Below are 16627 nucleotides of genomic sequence, written 5' to 3' on the forward strand. Positions count from 1 at the left end.
GGGGGTGGAATCACCCGGGCCGCACCGGCGTTGACCTGGGAGGACGAGTAGAGGAGGACGCATGGTCGGGGACCGTGTGGAGATCGTCGTCGACGCCGGGGGCGCGACGCGCACGTGGGAGGTGGAGGCCACCCGGGCCGGGCGGCGCGTGGACATCGCGCACGGCCGCGGCGTGGTCGAGGTCAGCGAGGTGACGCGCGGCGGGACGCCGGTGCGCACCGCGCGGTTCATGGCGTCGCGGGTGCTGGCGCTGGTCGAGCACCCCGCCGGGCAGGCGCGGCTCGCCGACGACGAGCCCCCGGCCCTGCCGCTGCCGCGCCCGGCCTGACCCGGTGCGCCTCCGGCGCTCGTGAGCACTTCGGAGTGCTCTGGCACTCCGGAGTGCTCACCTGCGCGCAGCGCACCTGGTCAGTGGGGCGCGGGTGGCCCAGGATCGGATCCGTGGCCCCCACCGACCGCGTGCCGCTCTCCGACGAGGACCGCGCGATCCTCGACCTCGAGTGCCCCACGGTCGTGGGTCACGTGCTGCACATGGCCATGCTGCGGGGCGACCCGGTGGAGGCCGCCGCGGTGCGGGGGCGGATCGCCGAGCGCCTGCCCGCCGCGCCCGAGCTGCGCTACCGCCTCGCCGGGACGCCCGACGAGCCGGTGTGGGTGCCGGACCCGGGCCTGGACCTCGCGGTCCACGTCGTCGACGCCCCCGACGGCCCGTACGACGACGCCGGCCTGCGCGCGCTGGTCGCCGACCGGTTCGCCCGCCACCTCGACCGCGACCGCCCGCTGTGGTCGATGGACGTGGCGCCGCTCGCCGGCGGGGGCACGGCGCTGGTCTGGCGCGTCCACCACGCGCTCGCCGACGGCGCGACGATGACACGGCTCTCGCACACGGTGCTCTACGACGAGGACGCGGTCGGCTCCGGGGCAGGACGCGACACCGGCACCGCCGCGTCCCCGCCCGCCACCGTCCGGGCCGACCACGAGCGCCGGCGGGCCCACCTGATGGGCGTCATCGAGCGCGAGTTCACGGTCGGGCCGGCGCACTCGCCGTTCGACGGCGCGCTCTCGACCCACCGCGACGTCGCGTTCGTCGACACCGACCTCGCGGCCCTGCACGCCGCCGCCCGCTGGGCCGGCGCGACGGTCAACGACGCGTTCCTCGCGGTGCTGGCGGGCGGGCTGCGCCGGTGGATCGACCACCACGCGGGCACGGTGACCGACCTGCGGGTCCGGGTCCCGGTCAGCCTGCCCCGCGAGGACCCGTCGCAGGGCAACCGCGACTCGGCGTTCGACCTGCCGCTGCCGGTGCACGTCACCGACCCCCTCGAGCGCCTGCGCTCCGTCCACGAGCTGACCACCCGCCGCAAGGACGCCCGCGACGCCGCGCTCCTCGACGACCTGCTGCACCGCCTGGCCGAGGTCTCGCCGCCGCTGCGGCACGTCTGCGACCGGCTCCGGGCCACCGCCCGCGCCTTCACCGTGAGCGTGTCGAACGTGCCCGGGCCGCGTACCCCGGTCGCCGTGCTGGGCCGCCGCGTCCGCGCCACCTGGCCGCTGGCCGAGATCGGCTTCCACCACGCGCTGCGGGTCACCGCCGCGTCGATGGTCGACGTGCTGTCCTTCGGGGTGACCGTCGACCCGGGCCTCGTCCCCGACCTCGATGTGCTCGCCGACGGCCTGCGCGCCGAGGCGGCCCTGCTCGTCGCGGCCTGTCAGACCAGCCCGGACAACCGGGCGGCGACCTCCCGGTAGCGGCTCACGGCGACGAGGTGGATGCCGTCGACGCCGGCGTCGTGCAGGGCCAGCGCGTGCTCGACGGCTGCGTCGACGCCGGCCGTGTCGTCCTCGGCGAGCGCCTCGGTGAGGCCGTCGGGCAGGTCGAGGTCCATGCCCTCGGCGACCCCGCGCGCCATTCGCGGCCCGGTGGGCACGAGGACGCCCGCGCGGACCGGGTGCGCGAGGTCGGCGTGCCGCTCGCGCCAGTCGACGACGGCCGGCACCGAGAACGTCGGCGCGAGCCAGAGGACGTCCGCGTCGCGCTTCCACCGCGGCAGGTCGCGGCCCGGCGCGGCGACCACCCCGATCGTCAGCGCCACCTCGTGCTCGTCGGCCAGCGCCCGGGCCTCGCGCAGCATCGCGCCGACGGTCAGGGGGCCGTCCTCGCGCTCGTCGTCGGGGCGGTCGCCGCGCAGCAGCAGGACCTCGTGCACCCCGAGCGCCAGCAGCCCGAGCAGGTCGCGGCGCAGGCCCAGGGTGTTGCGGTCACGCGCGTTGAGGACCGCGACCGTCTCGTGGCCCCGCCGGCGCACCTCCCCCGCCACCGCGAGCCCGGCCACCGCCGCCCGCGCCGTGGCGTTGTCGGGCACGAGGAAGCGGGCGGCGACGGGTGCGAGGGCGTCGAGCTGGCGGCCGACCGGCGCGAGGTCCGGGCGGTGCGGGACGTCGAGCTCGGCGGTGATGTCCAGCCTCACGACACCTCGGACAGCGCGCCGGTGTCGACGTCGTAGACGAAGCCGCGCACCGCGTCGGTGTGCACGAGGAACGGGCAGCCGCGCACGGCCGCGATCGAGTCGCGGACGTCCTGCTCGGTGTCGGCGAACGCGCCGGGGCTCCAGGCGGGCTTCTGCCCGGTGTCGGCCTCGAGCTCGGCGACGAAGTCCTCGTCGGCGAACGTCGCCATCCCGCACTTCGTGTGGTGCAGCAGCACGACCTCACGGGTCTGCAGCTTGCGCTGGCTGACGGTCAGCGAGCGCAGGACGTCGTCGGTGACCACGCCGCCCGCGTTGCGGATCACGTGCGCCTCGCCGTCGCCGAGCCCCAGCACGCGCCAGACGTCGAGCCGGGCGTCCATGCAGGCCACGACGGCCACGCCGCGCGACGGCGGGCCGGGCAGGCCGGCGCTGCCGAAGCCCTCGGCGAAGCTGCGGTTCGCCGCCAGCATCTCGTCGGTCGCGGTCATGTCGCCTCCCAGCGGGTCGGAGCGGTGCGCGGCCACCCTGCCGCCTGTCCGGTCTGTCGCGCAGTACCCCGTGCCGTGCCCGCGCGTGCGGTGACGGTGGTCTCTAGGGTCACCGCCCATGGCGCTCGCCTCCGTCCGCCTCGCCGTGGCCGACGACGCCGCGGCGGTCGCGCACGTCCAGCGCACGGTCTGGACCTCCGCCTACGCCGACCTCCTCCCGCCCGGCGCGGTCGAGGGGTTCGACGAGGCCGCGGTCGCCGCGGGCTGGGCGGCGCCGATCGCCGCCGGCGCGGTGTGGGTCGCGACCGAGGGCGACGCCCTGGTCGGCTTCTGCGCGGCCGGGGCGGCGTCGCCCGACGACCTCGCCGACGCCGCCGGCAGCGTCCCGGACGACGCGGGGTCGGTGGCGGCGGTCGCGACGCTGCTCGTCGAACCGCGGTGGGGCCGGCGGGGGCACGGCGGGCGGCTGCTGGTCGAGGCCGCGGCGGTGCTGCGCGGGGCCGGCGCCACGCGCGGGATCGCGTGGGTGCCCGAGCGCGACACCGCCTCGCGCCGCTTCTACGAGCGCGCGGGCTGGGAGCCCGACGGCACCGTCCGCACCCTCGACGCCGGCGGCAGGCCCCTGCGCGAGATCCGGGTGGCGGGCGACCTGGACCTGGAGTTCCGCCCCGAGCCGTCCCTCGACGACCTGGACCTCCCCCTGCTGAGCTGAGCCTCCTGTGAGGTGGGCCACGTTCGCTGGAGCATGCCGCTGCGGCACGGCGGAGCGTCCCGGGTGTGTTCACGGAGTACCGGCGACGCCGGCAGGTCGCGAAGGTCAAGCCCGGTGACGGCAGCCCGGTGCCGGAGTACCGCTGCTGGCAGCTGTTCTCGCGCTCGCTGTTCGTCCTGGAGCTGCCGGACGGGGAGCTCGGGCAGCACGTCTACGAGGTCGACGTCCGCCACGGCGCCGACAGCACGAGCCGGCGCAGCCCCGTCTCCTTCTACCGGGACGGTGCCCAGGTCGGGCGCGCCACGCTGCCCGCGGCGTTCCCGGTGCCCGGGGGCGTCATCGAGGTCGCCGTCGGTCGGTACGGCCTGCGGCGCATGCACTTCCTCGCCGACGACGGCACCGTGCGCGCCCTCCGGCCGCACCCCCGGTCGACCGAGGGTCTGCGGGCGCGGTTCGGCCGGCGGTTCCCGCGGACGAGCGCGGTCGTCGGCGCCGTGGCCGTCGCGGTCGTCCTGGCCGGGCTCGCCCTGTCCGGGATGATCGCGCTGGAGGCGATCACCCGGGTCCCGGTCGTCGCCGCGCACGTCGGCGTGGTCACCGCGCCGATCCACCTCGACGGGTGGGCGGAGGTCGCGGTGACCCTCGCGACGGCCCTCGCGGCGACCGAGCGCGCGCTGACGCTGCGCAGCCGGTGGCTGGTCGGTGGGTCGCCGCCGGTCTGACGGCGCTCAGTCGAGGCCGAGCAGCCCGTCGAGGCCGACGGTCAGGCCCGGGTGCTCCGCGACCTTCCGGCACGCCAGCAGCACGCCGGGCATGAACGAGCTGCGGTGCAGCGAGTCGTGCCGGATCGTCAGCGTCTCGCCCTCGGACCCCAGCAGGACCTCCTGGTGCGCGACGAGGCCCGCCATCCGCACCGCGTGCACCGGGATGCCGTCGACCGTCGCCCCGCGGGCGCCGTCGGGGTCGTGCGTGGTCGCGTCGGGACCCGGGCCCAGGCCGGCCTCCGCCCGCGCCGCGGCGATCATCTGCGCGGTGCGGGTCGCGGTGCCCGACGGCGCGTCCGCCTTGCGCGGGTGGTGCAGCTCGACGACCTCGACCGAGTCGTAGAAGCGGGCCGCCTGCGCCGCGAAGCGCATCATGAGCACCGCGCCGATGCCGAAGTTGGGGACGACGAGCACCGCCTGACCGGGCTGCAGGCGGCCACGGACGTCGTCGAGGAGGTCCTCGCCGACGCCGCTCGTGCCCACCACGACGTGGAGCCCGGCGTCGACGCACCAGCGCAGGTTGTCGGCCACCGCCGACGGGTGCGTGAAGTCGACGACGACGTCGGCGCCGCGCAGGACCTCGCGATCGTCGGTCACCTCGGCGTCAGCTCCGCTGCGCTCCGTGCCGCGGACGTCGACCCGCGCGACCAGCTCCAGGTCCTCGGCGCCCTCGACCGCGGCGCAGGCCTCGGAGCCCATCCGGCCGTTCGCGCCGAGGACACCCACCGTGATCACGTGATCATCTCCTGCACCTCGCCCGGCAGCTCGTCGACGTCACCGTAGGGACCGACGACGGCGGCGGCGCGGGGACCCGCGAGCAGCGAGGAGGCCAGGGACGCCACGTCGCGCGCACCGACGGCGTCGATCCGCTCGAGCGTCGTCGCGAGGTCGGTGGCGCGGTCCAGGCCGCCGTGGTCGAGCTCGCGGCGCCCGAGACGGGTCATCCGCGACGAGGTGTCCTCCAGGCCCAGCACGAGCTCCCCGCGCAGCTGGCCCTGCGCGCGGGCGAGCTCGGCGTCGGTGATGCCGTGGGCGGCGAGGTCGCCGAGCTCGTCGCGCACCACCGCCGCGGCGGCGCCGAGCCGCTCCGGCGCGCAACCGACGTAGACCGCGAGGGTGCCGGTGTCGGCGTAGCCGGTGGTCGACGAGTACACCGAGTACGCCAGCCCCCGCTGCTCGCGGACCTGCTGGAACAGCCGCGAGCTCATGCCCCCGCCGAGCACGGTGGAGAGCACCTGCAGCGCCGGCCAGCGCTCGTCGGCGCGCGCCAGCGACGGCACGCCGAGCATGAGGTGGGCCTGCTCGGTGTCCTCGTCGCGCACGGACAGGCGGTCGACGGGCGTGCCCGGCGCGGCCTGCGCGCCCCGGTGCCACGACGTCGCCGGACCGGTCAGCCGCGACCCGTAGGCCTCGGTGACCGCGGCGAGCACGTCGGCGTGGGCCACGTTCCCGGCGACGGCGAGCACCGAGCGCGCGGGCACGTAGTGCCGGTCGTGGAAGTCCGCGAGCCGGTCACGGGTCATGCCCGTGACCGTCTCCTCGGTGCCGATGACCGGCAGGCCCAGCGGGTGCGCGCCGAAGAGCAGCGCGTCGAAGTCGTCGGCGAGGAGGTCCTCGGGGTCCTCGTCCCGCCCGGCGATCTCCGAGAGCACCACGTCGCGCTCGAGCTCCACGTCCGCGGCCGCCATCACCGCGTCGAGCACGACGTCGCCGAGCACGTCGACCGCGAGCGGCATGTCGCGGTCGAGGACGTGCGCGTAGAAGCAGGTGTGCTCCTTGCCGGTGAACGCGTTGAGGTCGCCACCGACGGCGTCGATCTCCTCCGCGATCGCCCGCGCCGAGCGGCGCCGCGTGCCCTTGAACAGCAGGTGCTCGAGGAAGTGCGCCGCGCCGTGCGTGCCCGCGCCGAGGGCGGGCTCGTCGCGCGAGCCCACCTCGACCCAGAGCCCCACCGACGCCGACCGCGCGCCGGCGACGTGCTCGGTGACCACCCGCAGGCCCCCGGGCAGCACGGTGCGTGCCACGCCGGGGGCCGGGTGCTGCGTCTCCGCCTGACCGACGCCGGACAGAGCCGTGCCGATGGTCGAGCTCCGCCGCGCTACGTCTCCCGTCACCCCTGCGACGAGCCCCCGATGGCGCCGGTCACGGCGCCGGTGGTGGCGGCCGGACCGGTCGGGGCGGCCGGGGTCGACTCGGCGCCGTCGGCCGGCGCGTCGGAAGCCGGCGCACCGTCGGTGGCGGGCGCCGCCGCGGCGTCCTCCTCCTTGACCGGGATGAGGCTGATCTTGCCGCGGTTGTCGATGTCGGTGATCTCGACGCGCAGCTTGTCGCCGACGTTGACGACGTCCTCGACCTTGCCGATGCGCTTGCCGCCACCCAGCTTCGAGATGTGGACGAGGCCGTCGCGGCCCGGCAGCAGCGAGACGAACGCGCCGAACGCGGCGGTCTTGACCACCGTGCCGAGGAAGCGCTCACCGATCTTCGGCAGCTGCGGGTTGGCGATCGCGTTGATCTTGTCGATCGCGGCCTGGGCACTCGGCCCGTCGGCCGCACCGACGTAGATCGTGCCGTCGTCCTCGATGGAGATGTCGGCGCCGGTCTCCTCGGTGATCGAGTTGATCATCTTGCCCTTCGGGCCGATGACCTCGCCGATCTTGTCGACCGGCACCTTCACCGTGGTGATGCGCGGCGCGAACTCGCTCATCTCGTCGGGCGTGTCGATGGCCTCGGCCATGACGTCGAGGATCGCGAGGCGGGCCCCGCGGGCCTGGGTGAGCGCCTTGCCCAGCACGTCGGACGGGATGCCGTCGAGCTTGGTGTCGAGCTGCAGCGCGGTGATGAAGTCCTTGGTGCCGGCGACCTTGAAGTCCATGTCGCCGAATGCGTCCTCGGCGCCGAGGATGTCGGTCAGCGCGACGAACTTCTGCTCGCCGTCGACCTCGCCGGAGACGAGGCCCATCGCGATCCCCGCGACCGGCGCCTTGAGCGGCACACCGGCGTTGAGCAGCGACATCGTCGACGCGCAGACCGAGCCCATCGAGGTCGAGCCGTTGGAGCCCAGCGCCTCGGAGACCTGGCGGATCGCGTAGGGGAACTCCTCGCGGCTCGGCAGCACCGGCACGAGCGCGCGCTCGGCGAGCGCGCCGTGGCCGATCTCGCGGCGCTTCGGCGAGCCCACGCGGCCCGTCTCACCGGTGGAGAACGGCGGGAAGTTGTAGTGGTGCATGTAGCGCTTGGTCGACGTCGGCGTCAGCGAGTCGATCGACTGCTCCATGCGCAGCATGTTCAGCGTGGTGACACCCAGGATCTGGGTCTCGCCGCGCTCGAACAGCGCCGACCCGTGGGCCCGCGGGACGACCTCGACCTCGGCGGCCAGCGGGCGGATGTCCGTGGTGCCGCGGCCGTCGATGCGGAAGCCGTCGGTGAGGATCCGCTGGCGGACCGTCTTCTTGGTCAGCGAGCGGAACGCCTCGCCGATCTCCTTCTCGCGGCCCTCGAACTTGCCGGCGAGCTCGGAGACGAGGCGGTCCTTGATGGCGTCCTGGGCCTCGTCGCGGTCCTGCTTGCCCGTGATCCTGAAGGTGTCGTCGAGGTCGGAGCCGACCGCGCTCTCGACCGCCGAGTAGACGTCGTCCTGGTAGGCCGGGAAGGTCGGGTAGTCCTTCGTCGTGGTCCCGACCGCCGTGTACAGCTCCTTCTGCGCCTCGCAGAGGGTGCGGATGAACGGCTTGGCCGCCTCCATGCCCGCGGCGACGATGTCCTCGGTCGGCGCCTGGGCACCGTCGGCGATGAGCTCCCACGCCCGGTCGGTGGCCTCGGCCTCGACCATGGCGATCGCGACGTCGGAGCCGTCGGAGGTCACCGAGCCGGCGATGACCATGTCGAACACGGCGCCCTCGAGCTGGTCCCACGTCGGGAACGCGACCCACCGGGCGTCGCCCGTGGACTGCGGGATCAGCGCGACGCGGGTGGCGCCGATGGGGCCGTCGAAGGGCAGCCCGGAGATCTGGGTGGACGCCGACGCGGCGTTGATCGCCAGGACGTCGTAGGGGTCCTTCGGGTCCAGGCTCTGGACCGTCACGACGACCTGGACCTCGTTGCGCAGCCCCGAGGTGAAGGTCGGGCGCAGCGGGCGGTCGATGAGGCGCGCGCAGAGGATCGCGTCGGTCGACGGGCGACCCTCGCGGCGGAAGAACGAGCCGGGGATCCGGCCCGCGGCGTACATGCGCTCCTCGACGTCGACCGTCAACGGGAAGAAGTCGAAGTTGTCCTTCGGCCGCTTCGAGGCGGTCGTCGCGGAGAGCAGCATCGTGTCGTCGTCGAGGTAGGCGACGACGGCGCCGGCCGCCTGGCGGGCCAGGCGGCCCGTCTCGAAGCGGACGGTGCGGGTGCCGAAGGCACCGTTGTCCAGGACCGCGGTGGTCTCGTGGACGCCCGAGTCGGTCTCGGTCATGGGGGTTCTCCTCTACAGAGCCCCGACCGCGCCCCGCCCACGGCTCCACGACGACGCGGGCCGCGACGAGCGGTCTTCGATCGAAGCCCACGGACGCAGTGCTGACTGCGGTGTCCGGGGGCCACTACCGAGGACCGGCCGACGCGCGGGCGTCCTGGGATGGCGGGCGGTGACGGCGGGGGCGTTCGGTGGTGTCCGGGACCCCGGGAGCGTTCCCGGGGGCTCCGGCGGCGCGTACGCCACCGCGCCGACCGGCGTCGTGGCCGATCGGCGCGGTGCGTGCGCGGTGATCAGGGGTGCCCCGTCAGGTCAGCGACGCAGCCCCAGCCGCTCGATGAGCGAGCGGTAGCGGGCCACGTCGACGGAGGCGACGTACTTGAGCAGCCGGCGACGGCGGCCGACGAGGAGCAGCAGACCACGACGCGAGTGGTGGTCGTGCTTGTGCATCTTGAGGTGCTCGGTGAGCCGCACGATCCGCTGCGTCAGCAGCGCGACCTGCGCCTCGGGCGACCCGGTGTCGGTCTCGTGGACCCCGTACTCGGAGAGGGTCGCCTTCTTCTGCTCGGTGGTCAGTGCCACGGGGGTGGTGCTCCTGTCTGCTGTCGTCGGTGCCGTGCGGAGGGCCGACGCCCGCCACGCCCCGACGGACGGAGACGCTGACGGCGGGCGACGCGCTCGCGGGGGTCGGCGCACGGCCGGACCACCCGCCGCCCGGCCACCACGGACCGCAGCCAGGCGAATCGGTACCCAGTGTACCGACGGGCCGGGTCACCGGATCAGCGGCCCGGGTCGGGCTGCTCGGCCGCGGTCGAGTCGTCCGGGGCGTCGCTCGCGGTGTCGCCCCGGGCGGCGCGCCGGAGCAGGCCGGCGAGGGACGGGAAGCCGCGGTCGAGGGTGTCCGCGGCGCGGGCGAGCTCGTCGGGGCCGGCGACGGTGCGCAGCAGGTCGTAGGACCCCGCCGGGGCGAGCGGCTCGGCGGCGCGGACCTCGTCGAGCAGCCGCGTCACCGCCGCCCGGTTGGGCGTCGTCGGGCGGCCGTCCGCGCCGTACCGGGCGACGGCCTGCTCGAGGAGGACCAGCCGCCCCAGCACCGCCGGCGTCCCGATCTTGACGCGGCGCCCGCTCATCAGCTGCGAGAGCTGCGGTGAGCTGACGCGCAGTGCTGCGGCCAGCGCCGCCTGGGAGACGTCGAGGGCGCCGAGGAGGCGCCGGAGCCGGTCGCCCAGCGGCTCGCCGTAGAACCGGCGCTGGAGCTCCCGGTTGCGGCGCAGGGCGGCCGCCCGGTCGTCCCCGGTGGTGGTCGTGTCGGCCGCCGGGTGTCCGGCGCCCGTCCCTGGTGGTCGTCCTCCCGCGGGCTGCGATCGGCCCACGCGCGTCACCCCGCCTCCGTCCCCTCCCCCGTGCCGCCCCGCCGGGCGATGGTGGCACCCGGCGGCGGGCGGTGGTGGCCGTTCGGGACAGGTGGTGGCTTCAGATACCGAGGACCTCGCGGGTGCGGGCCACGTCCCCGTCCATGGCGACGACGAGCTCGTCGACCGAGTCGAAGCGGTCCATGCCGCGCAGTCGCTCGACGAAGTCGACGCCGACCCGCGCGCCGTAGAGGTCCTCGTCGGAGTCGAGGACGAACACCTCGACCGTGCGCACCCGCCCGGAGAAGGTCGGGTTGGTGCCCACCGACGTCGCCGCCGGCAGGACGCGGCCCTGGTGGTGGAACCAGCAGGCGTAGACGCCGTCGGCCGGGATGGCGGCGTGCTCGCCGCAGTCGACGTTGGCGGTCGGGTAGCCCAGCTCGCGGCCGCGCTGGTCGCCGCGCACGACGACGCCCTCGAGGCGGTGCGGGCGGCCGAGGGCCTCGGCGGCGGCGCGGACGTCGCCGGCGCTGATGCAGGCGCGCACGTAGGTCGACGAGAACGTCACCGTCGACCCGGACACGGCGCCGCCGATGGGCTCCGTGACGAGGTCGACGCCCTCGGCGGCGAACCCGAAGCGCTGGCCCAGCCGCACGAGCTCGGCGACGTCGCCGGCCGCCTTGTAGCCGAACGTGAAGTTGCGCCCGACCACCACCATCGCCGCGTGCAGCCGGTCGACGAGCAGCTCGTGGACGAACTCGTCGGGCGCCACGCGGGCGAGGTCCGGGGTGAACGGCAGCACCCAGAACGCGTCGACGCCGAGCTCGGCGACCAGCTCGGCGCGCCGGGTCAGGGTCGTCAGCCGCGCCGGGTGCGTGCCCGGGCGCAGCACCGAGGCGGGGTGCGGGTCGAAGGTGATGAGCACCGTGGGCAGGCCGAGCTCGCGCGCGTGGGCGATCGCCCGGCCGATCAGCTGCTGGTGGCCGCGGTGGACGCCGTCGAACACGCCGATGGTCACGACGCACCGACCCCAGCCCGACGGCACCCCGTCGAGTCCCCGCCAGCGTTGCACGGCGGCGAGCCTACGGGCGGGGCCCGCGGTCACGCCGCGTCGGTGGGTGGATCACGCCCCTCGCGGTGGGACCGCTCACGCCGGGGCGAGCACGAGCACCGGCCGGGCGGCGCCGCGGTCGTCGGCGACCAGCCCGATCACGTGCCCGTCGGGCCCGAAGACGCCGACCGTGCCGGCCGCGCCCCCGGCGGGCAGCGGACGACCGTGCGCGAGCCCGGCGGCCTCGTCGGCGTCCGCGTCGCGGCGCGGGAAGGCCGTCGCGACGGCGGCGTCGAGGTCGAGCGAGAGCCCGGCGCGGCCGTGCTCCTCCTGCTCGGCGCCCAGGGCCTCGAGCGTGCGGGCCCGCGCGAGCGTGAAGGGCCCGACCCGCGTGCGGCGCAGCGCCGTCAGGTGCCCGCCGACGCCGAGGCCCGCGCCGAGATCGCGGGCGAGGGCGCGGACGTAGGTGCCCGACGAGCAGTCGACGAGGACGTCGAGGTCGCGGAACGGGCCCTCCGTGCGGCTCGCCAGCACGTCGAAGCGGGACACCGTGACCGGGCGGGCCTCGAGGACCACGTCCTCGCCGGCCCGCGCCCGCTCGTAGGCGCGCCGGCCGTCGACCTTGATCGCCGAGACGCTGCTCGGCACCTGGGCGATCTCGCCGGTGAGGGCTGCGATGCCCGCACCGATGGCCGTGTCCGTCAGCTCGCGGGTGTCGGCCGGCTCGCCGAGCGGCTTCCCCTCGGCGTCGTCGGTGGTGGTCGCGAGGCCCAGGCGGATGGTGGCGAGGTAGCTCTTGGTGTCGAGCGCCAGGTGGCCCAGCAGCTTCGTCGCCCGCTCGACGCCGAGCACGAGGACGCCGGTCGCCATCGGGTCGAGGGTGCCCGCGTGCCCGACCTTGCGGGTGCCCATCAGCCGGCGCGCCCGCCCGACGACGTCGTGGGACGTCCACCCCGCGGGCTTGTCGACGACGAGCAGCCCCGGTGGGGGTGGATCCCGCGGCTCACGCCGCTCTCGACCTCGTCCGGACACGGCCGTCCATCATGCCGGACCGTCGACGCCCGGGATCAGCGGCTCGGCTCGACGACGACGACCTCGCCGGGCACGGGCGGGGCCGCGAGGGCCGCCGGCGCCGCGTCGAGCCCGATGCGCCGGGTGACGAGCAGGGACGGGTCGAGGCGCCCGCTCGTGACGAGGTCGAGCAGGCGCGGGTAGTCGGCGGCGGCCATCCCGTGGCTGCCGAGCAGGGCGAGCTCGCGGGCGATCACCTCGGGCACCGGCACGGCCGGCTCGGTCGCCAGCAGCCCGACCTGCACGAGCGTCCCCTGCAGGCGCAGCGCCCGGACCCCGAGCGCGAGCGAGTCCGCGCGGCCGGCGGCCTCCACGGCGACCCGCGGGCCGCCGCCCCCGACCGCCTCGCGCACCCCGTCGGGACCCGCTGCGGGGTCGAGGGCGTCCGTCGCCCCGAGGTCGAGGGCGCGCCGGCGTGCCGCCGGGGCGGGGTCGACGACGACGGCCTCGGCGCCGAGGGCCCGGGCGACCAGGACCGCGGCGAGCCCCACACCGCCCGCGCCGAGCACGAGGAGCCGGTCCCCGGCCCGCACGCCGCCCCGGTCGACGACGGCGCGGAAGGCGGTCGCGACGCGGCACCCGAGCAGGGCCGCTCCCCCGGCGTCGAGGTCGTCGGGGACCGCGACGAGGTTGGCGTCGGCGTGGCGCAGGGCGACGAGCTCGGCGAACGACCCGTCGTGCGTGAAGCCGGGCTGCTCCTGGTGCGGGCAGACCTGCGCCTGGCCCGCCGCGCAGGTCGGGCAGCGCCCGCAGCCCTGGACGAACGGCGTGAGCACCCGGTCGCCCGGGCGGGCCCGCCGCACCTCGGCGCCGACGGTGACGACGCGACCGACGAGCTCGTGGCCCGGGACGAACGGCACCACCACGCCGGCGTCGTGGCCGCGCCAGGCGAAGCGGTCGCTCGCGCAGAGCCCGGTCGCCTCCACCTCCACGACCACGCCGTCGGGGGCCGGGGCGGGGTCGGGCCGGTCCACCACCGCCGGGTCGGCCCCGAACTCCTCGACGAGCACCGCGCGCACCGGGCCAGTCTCCCCCGGTCCCTCCTGCCCGGCCCGATCACCGACCACCAGGCATGCTGGAGGGGTGACCATCCCGACGCGCACCGACGTCCTCGTCGTGGGCGCCGGCCCCGCCGGGTCGGCCGCCGCGGCGTGGGCCGCCGACGCCGGCCACGACGTCGTCCTCGCCGACGCCGCCGTCTTCCCCCGCGACAAGGCCTGCGGCGACGGCCTCACGCCCCGGGCGATCGCGGAGCTCGAGCACCTCGGCCTCGGCGGGTGGGTGCGCGGGCGCGGGACGAACCGGGGCCTGCGCGCCGCCGGCTTCGGCCAGCTGCTGGAGCTGCCCTGGCCCGGCGGCTCGCTGCCCGCGCACGGCGGGGCCGTGGCACGCACGGAGCTCGACGCCCGCATCCGCACGGTCGCGCTGACGAAGGGCGCGGTGCCGGTCGAGGGCGCCCGCGCGATGGACGTCGAGCGCGACGGGGACCGTGTCACGGGCGTGGTCTTCACCACCGCCGACGGGGAGTCCACGACCGTCGCGTGCCGGCGCCTCGTCGTCGCCGACGGGGCCCGCTCGACGCTGGGTCGCGTGCTCGGGCGGGAGTGGCACCGCGACACGGCCTACGGCGTCGCCGCCCGCGGCTACGTGCGCTCGGGGCGCCACGACGACCAGTGGATCTCGTCGCACCTGGAGCTGCGGGGCACCTCCGACGAGGTGCTCTCGGGCTACGGCTGGGTGTTCCCGCTGCACGACGGGCACGTCAACATCGGCGTCGGCACCCTCGCGACCGAGGCCCGGCCCGCGAACGTCCGGCTGCGCTCGCTCATCGCGCACTACGCCGACCAGCGCCGCGAGGACTGGCAGCTCGACGGCGAGGTGCGCGACGTCGCGTCGGCCCTGCTGCCGATGGGCGGGGCCGTGTCGGGGGTCGCGGGACGGAACTGGGCGCTGGTCGGTGACGCCGCCGGCCTGGTGAACCCGCTCAACGGCGAGGGCATCGACTACGGCCTGGAGAGCGGGCGGACCGTCGCGGGCCTGCTCGGCACCGACGACGATCTCTCCCTCGCCTGGCCCGCGACCCTGCGCCGCCACTACGGCTCGGCGTTCTCCATCGCCCGCCGGCTCGCGACGCTGCTGACCATGCCCCGCCTGCTCCCGCTGGCCGGACCGGTGGGCATGCGCTCGCGGGCGCTGATGACCGTCGCGCTGCGGGTCATGGGCAACCTCGTCACCGAGGAGGACGCCGACCTCGTCGCCCGCGCCTGGCGGGTGGCCGGCCGCGCCTCCCTGCGCGCCGACGACCTGCCCCCGTTCCCCGCCGCCGACCTGCGCCGGCCCGTGGCCGCGGGCTGAGGGGTTCGGTCGGCTGCTCGGTCGGGCTGGGCGAGGTCGTCGACGTGATCGAGCACCGCGGTGGTCAGGCGGCGCACCGGCGGAGCGTTGATCAGGAGTACCTGGTGCACCGCGTCCGGGCGGGCGAGGTGAACAGCGCGCTCCTGATCACCCTCCCCGCTCGGGTTCGGCCTGCTCGAGCAGTGACCCGTGCACCGCGCGGGCGTCGTCGTCGAGGAGCCGGCCCGGGACCTGCGCGAGCGACCAGGGCGCGTGGCCGGGACCGAGCAGGTGCGCGACGCGGTCCATCAGCTCGTCCGCCTCGTCTGCCGTCGCGACGACGCCGACTCCTCAGGTCCCCCGCGCCGACGTCCTCACGGGTCGACCAGACGGACGGCTCCCGCGGCCACGCCGGAGTGTGCTCGTGCATCGCGTCCATGATCCGCGCCGGTGCTCCGTGGACCCGGTGTCAGCGGGTTCCCGGAGCACCGGAAGGGATCACGGCCCCAGGACCGACGCCGAGAGGCGCGGGAACCGGGCTCAGGTCCCCGTGACCGCCCAGGCGTCGCCGCGCACGCGCAGGCCGACCGCGACGGCGCGGGCGACGATGAACAGCGTCAGCCCCGCCCAGATCCCCACGAGCCCCCAGCCCAGGACCAGCGAGAGCCAGATCGTCGGCAGGAAGGCGCCGAGCGCCGAGCCGACGGTGATGCGGCGCAGGTAGGCCGCGTCGCCCGCGCCCAGCAGCACCCCGTCCAGCGCGAACACGTAGGCCGCCACCGGCTGGAGCGCCACGAAGAACCACCACGCCTCGGGCACCACGTCCCGGACGGCCGGGTCGGACGTGAACACCCCCGGCAGCACGCCGGCCGTCGCGGCGAACACGACGCCGGCGAGGAGCCCGAGCACCAGCCCGTAGCGCACGACCCGCCCGCTCACCCGCCGCGCCGCGGCCACCGACGCCGCCCCCAGCGCCGCCCCGACCAGCGACTGCGCCGCGATCGCCAGCGCGTCGAGCACCGTCACCATGAACATCCACAGCTGCAGCACGATCTGGTGCGCGGCCACCGACGGCGCGCCGAACCGCGCGGCCACCGCCGTCGCCGAGAGGAAGCAGGCCTGGAAGGCGGCGCTGCGCAGCAGGAGGTCGCGGCCGAGGCCGAACTGGGCGCGCATGTCCGCCGGCACCGGGCGCAGGGACACGCCCTCGCGCAGCAGCGCGCCGACGAACAGCAGCCCGACCGTGGCCTGCGCGCCCAGGTTCGCCCACGCGGAGCCTTCGAGCCCCAGAGCCGGGAGATGCAGCGAAGCGGAACTCGACCATGGAAGCGGGAACGGTCCGATGCCGTACACGAGCAGCGGGCACAGGATCGCCGAGAGCCCGTTGCCCGCGAGCACCACGATGATCGGGCGCCGGGTGTCCTGCACCCCGCGCATCCACCCGTGCCCCGCGAGCGCGACGAGGATGCCCGGCGCGCCCCACACCGCGATCCGCAGCCAGCCGGTGGCGGCGTCGGCCACGGCGCCCCCGCCGCCGAGGAGGTCCGCCAGCCACGGGGCCGCGAGCCACACGACCGCGACGACGGCGAGCCCCACCCCCAGCGCGATCCACGTCGCGGCGACGCCCTCGCGCACCGCGGCGGGCCGGTCGCCGGCGCCGTGGTGGCGGGCGGCGCGCGCGGTCGTGCCGTAGGCGAGGAACGTGCCCAGGCTCGCGACCTGCGCCAGCACCACCCCGCCCACCGCGAGGCCCGCCAGCGGCACCCCGGGTTGATGCCCCGTCGCTGCGCTCGCCCCGTCGAGGTGCCCGACCACCGCCGTGTCGACGAGCAGGTAGAGCGGCTCGGCGACCAGGACGACCAGCGCCGACGACGCCAGCGCGAGGACCCGCCGCGCCCCGGGGTCGACCGTCGCGCCCGGCGCGCTCACCCGCGCCC

At 76.1% G+C, this 16627-nt stretch carries 17 protein-coding genes; 5 read left to right on the forward strand and 12 right to left on the reverse strand.

The genetic code is table 11. The annotated features are described in order from the left end of the window. Positions 1–61 precede the first annotated feature (61 nt). Together PGB27_RS02780 and PGB27_RS02785 are read left to right on the forward strand one after the other, a co-directional pair. On the forward strand, positions 62–328 hold the full coding sequence (locus PGB27_RS02780; RefSeq protein WP_274198802.1) for a hypothetical protein: 267 nt from the start codon (positions 62–64) through the stop codon (positions 326–328). A gap of 113 nt (positions 329–441) precedes the next feature. Beyond that, on the forward strand, positions 442–1749 hold the full coding sequence (locus PGB27_RS02785; protein ID WP_274198803.1) for a WS/DGAT domain-containing protein: 1308 nt from the start codon (positions 442–444) through the stop codon (positions 1747–1749). On the opposite strand, the gene PGB27_RS02790 is transcribed toward PGB27_RS02785, so the two are convergent. After that, entirely contained in the window at positions 1710–2468 is a 759-nt protein-coding gene (locus tag PGB27_RS02790; RefSeq protein ID WP_274198804.1) for a hypothetical protein, read from the reverse strand. The two genes, PGB27_RS02785 and PGB27_RS02790, sit on opposite strands and share 40 nt — an antisense overlap. Further along, complete coding sequence (locus PGB27_RS02795; RefSeq protein WP_274198805.1) at positions 2465–2956, reverse strand: beta-class carbonic anhydrase; 492 nt, start codon at positions 2954–2956, stop codon at positions 2465–2467. The genes PGB27_RS02790 and PGB27_RS02795 overlap by 4 nt, the downstream gene beginning before the upstream one ends. 118 nt (positions 2957–3074) lie before the next feature. On the opposite strand from PGB27_RS02795, the gene PGB27_RS02800 reads away from it, so the two are divergent. After that, positions 3075–3668 carry a GNAT family N-acetyltransferase gene (locus PGB27_RS02800; protein WP_274198806.1) on the forward strand — a complete coding sequence of 198 codons (594 nt, stop codon included), beginning with the start codon at positions 3075–3077 and terminating at the stop codon, positions 3666–3668. A 65-nt stretch (positions 3669–3733) separates the two neighbouring features. Next, positions 3734–4390: a hypothetical protein gene (locus tag PGB27_RS02805; RefSeq protein ID WP_274198807.1), complete on the forward strand. Its 657-nt coding sequence runs from the start codon at positions 3734–3736 to the stop codon at positions 4388–4390. 6 nt (positions 4391–4396) lie between these two features. On the opposite strand, the gene dapB is transcribed toward PGB27_RS02805, so the two are convergent. The 8 genes from dapB to PGB27_RS02845 form a co-directional block, all read right to left on the reverse strand. Continuing rightward, entirely contained in the window at positions 4397–5131 is a 735-nt protein-coding gene (gene dapB, locus PGB27_RS02810) for a 4-hydroxy-tetrahydrodipicolinate reductase (RefSeq protein ID WP_408630000.1), read from the reverse strand. 32 nt (positions 5132–5163) lie between these two features. After that, positions 5164–6513: a M16 family metallopeptidase gene (locus tag PGB27_RS02815; RefSeq protein WP_408630001.1), complete on the reverse strand. Its 1350-nt coding sequence runs from the start codon at positions 6511–6513 to the stop codon at positions 5164–5166. A 29-nt stretch (positions 6514–6542) separates the two neighbouring features. Next, positions 6543–8885, reverse strand: coding sequence for a polyribonucleotide nucleotidyltransferase (locus PGB27_RS02820; protein ID WP_274198810.1), 2343 nt, complete (start codon positions 8883–8885; stop codon positions 6543–6545). A 309-nt stretch (positions 8886–9194) separates the two neighbouring features. Continuing rightward, positions 9195–9464 (reverse strand): 30S ribosomal protein S15, encoded by a 270-nt coding sequence (gene rpsO / locus PGB27_RS02825; protein WP_274198811.1) that lies wholly within the window; start codon positions 9462–9464, stop codon positions 9195–9197. 197 nt (positions 9465–9661) lie between these two features. Beyond that, positions 9662–10255 carry a helix-turn-helix domain-containing protein gene (locus PGB27_RS02830; protein WP_332843740.1) on the reverse strand — a complete coding sequence of 198 codons (594 nt, stop codon included), beginning with the start codon at positions 10253–10255 and terminating at the stop codon, positions 9662–9664. Between the two features lie 100 nt (positions 10256–10355). Further along, the gene (locus tag PGB27_RS02835) at positions 10356–11306 is read right to left on the reverse strand and encodes a bifunctional riboflavin kinase/FAD synthetase (protein ID WP_274198812.1); all 951 of its coding nucleotides are present in this window, start codon (positions 11304–11306) and stop codon (positions 10356–10358) included. A gap of 75 nt (positions 11307–11381) precedes the next feature. Further along, positions 11382–12317, reverse strand: a complete 936-nt coding sequence (truB, locus tag PGB27_RS02840; RefSeq protein WP_274198813.1) for a tRNA pseudouridine(55) synthase TruB — start codon at positions 12315–12317, stop codon at positions 11382–11384. Between the two features lie 35 nt (positions 12318–12352). Further along, positions 12353–13375, reverse strand: coding sequence for a zinc-binding dehydrogenase (locus PGB27_RS02845; protein WP_274198814.1), 1023 nt, complete (start codon positions 13373–13375; stop codon positions 12353–12355). A gap of 64 nt (positions 13376–13439) precedes the next feature. Between PGB27_RS02845 and PGB27_RS02850 the strand changes: the two genes are divergently transcribed. Beyond that, positions 13440–14711, forward strand: a complete 1272-nt coding sequence (locus PGB27_RS02850) for a geranylgeranyl reductase family protein (RefSeq protein ID WP_274198815.1) — start codon at positions 13440–13442, stop codon at positions 14709–14711. Positions 14712–14858: 147 nt separating this feature from the next. Here the strand turns inward: PGB27_RS02850 and PGB27_RS02855 are convergent, their stop codons facing one another. Further along, positions 14859–14999 carry a hypothetical protein gene (locus PGB27_RS02855; RefSeq protein WP_274198816.1) on the reverse strand — a complete coding sequence of 47 codons (141 nt, stop codon included), beginning with the start codon at positions 14997–14999 and terminating at the stop codon, positions 14859–14861. A 231-nt stretch (positions 15000–15230) separates the two neighbouring features. After that, positions 15231–16619 carry an MATE family efflux transporter gene (locus tag PGB27_RS02860; protein WP_274198817.1) on the reverse strand — a complete coding sequence of 463 codons (1389 nt, stop codon included), beginning with the start codon at positions 16617–16619 and terminating at the stop codon, positions 15231–15233. Between the last annotated feature and the right edge of the window lie 8 nt (positions 16620–16627).

The organism is Actinomycetospora lemnae (assembly GCF_028737315.1).
GTDB lineage: Bacteria > Actinomycetota > Actinomycetes > Mycobacteriales > Pseudonocardiaceae > Actinomycetospora > Actinomycetospora lemnae.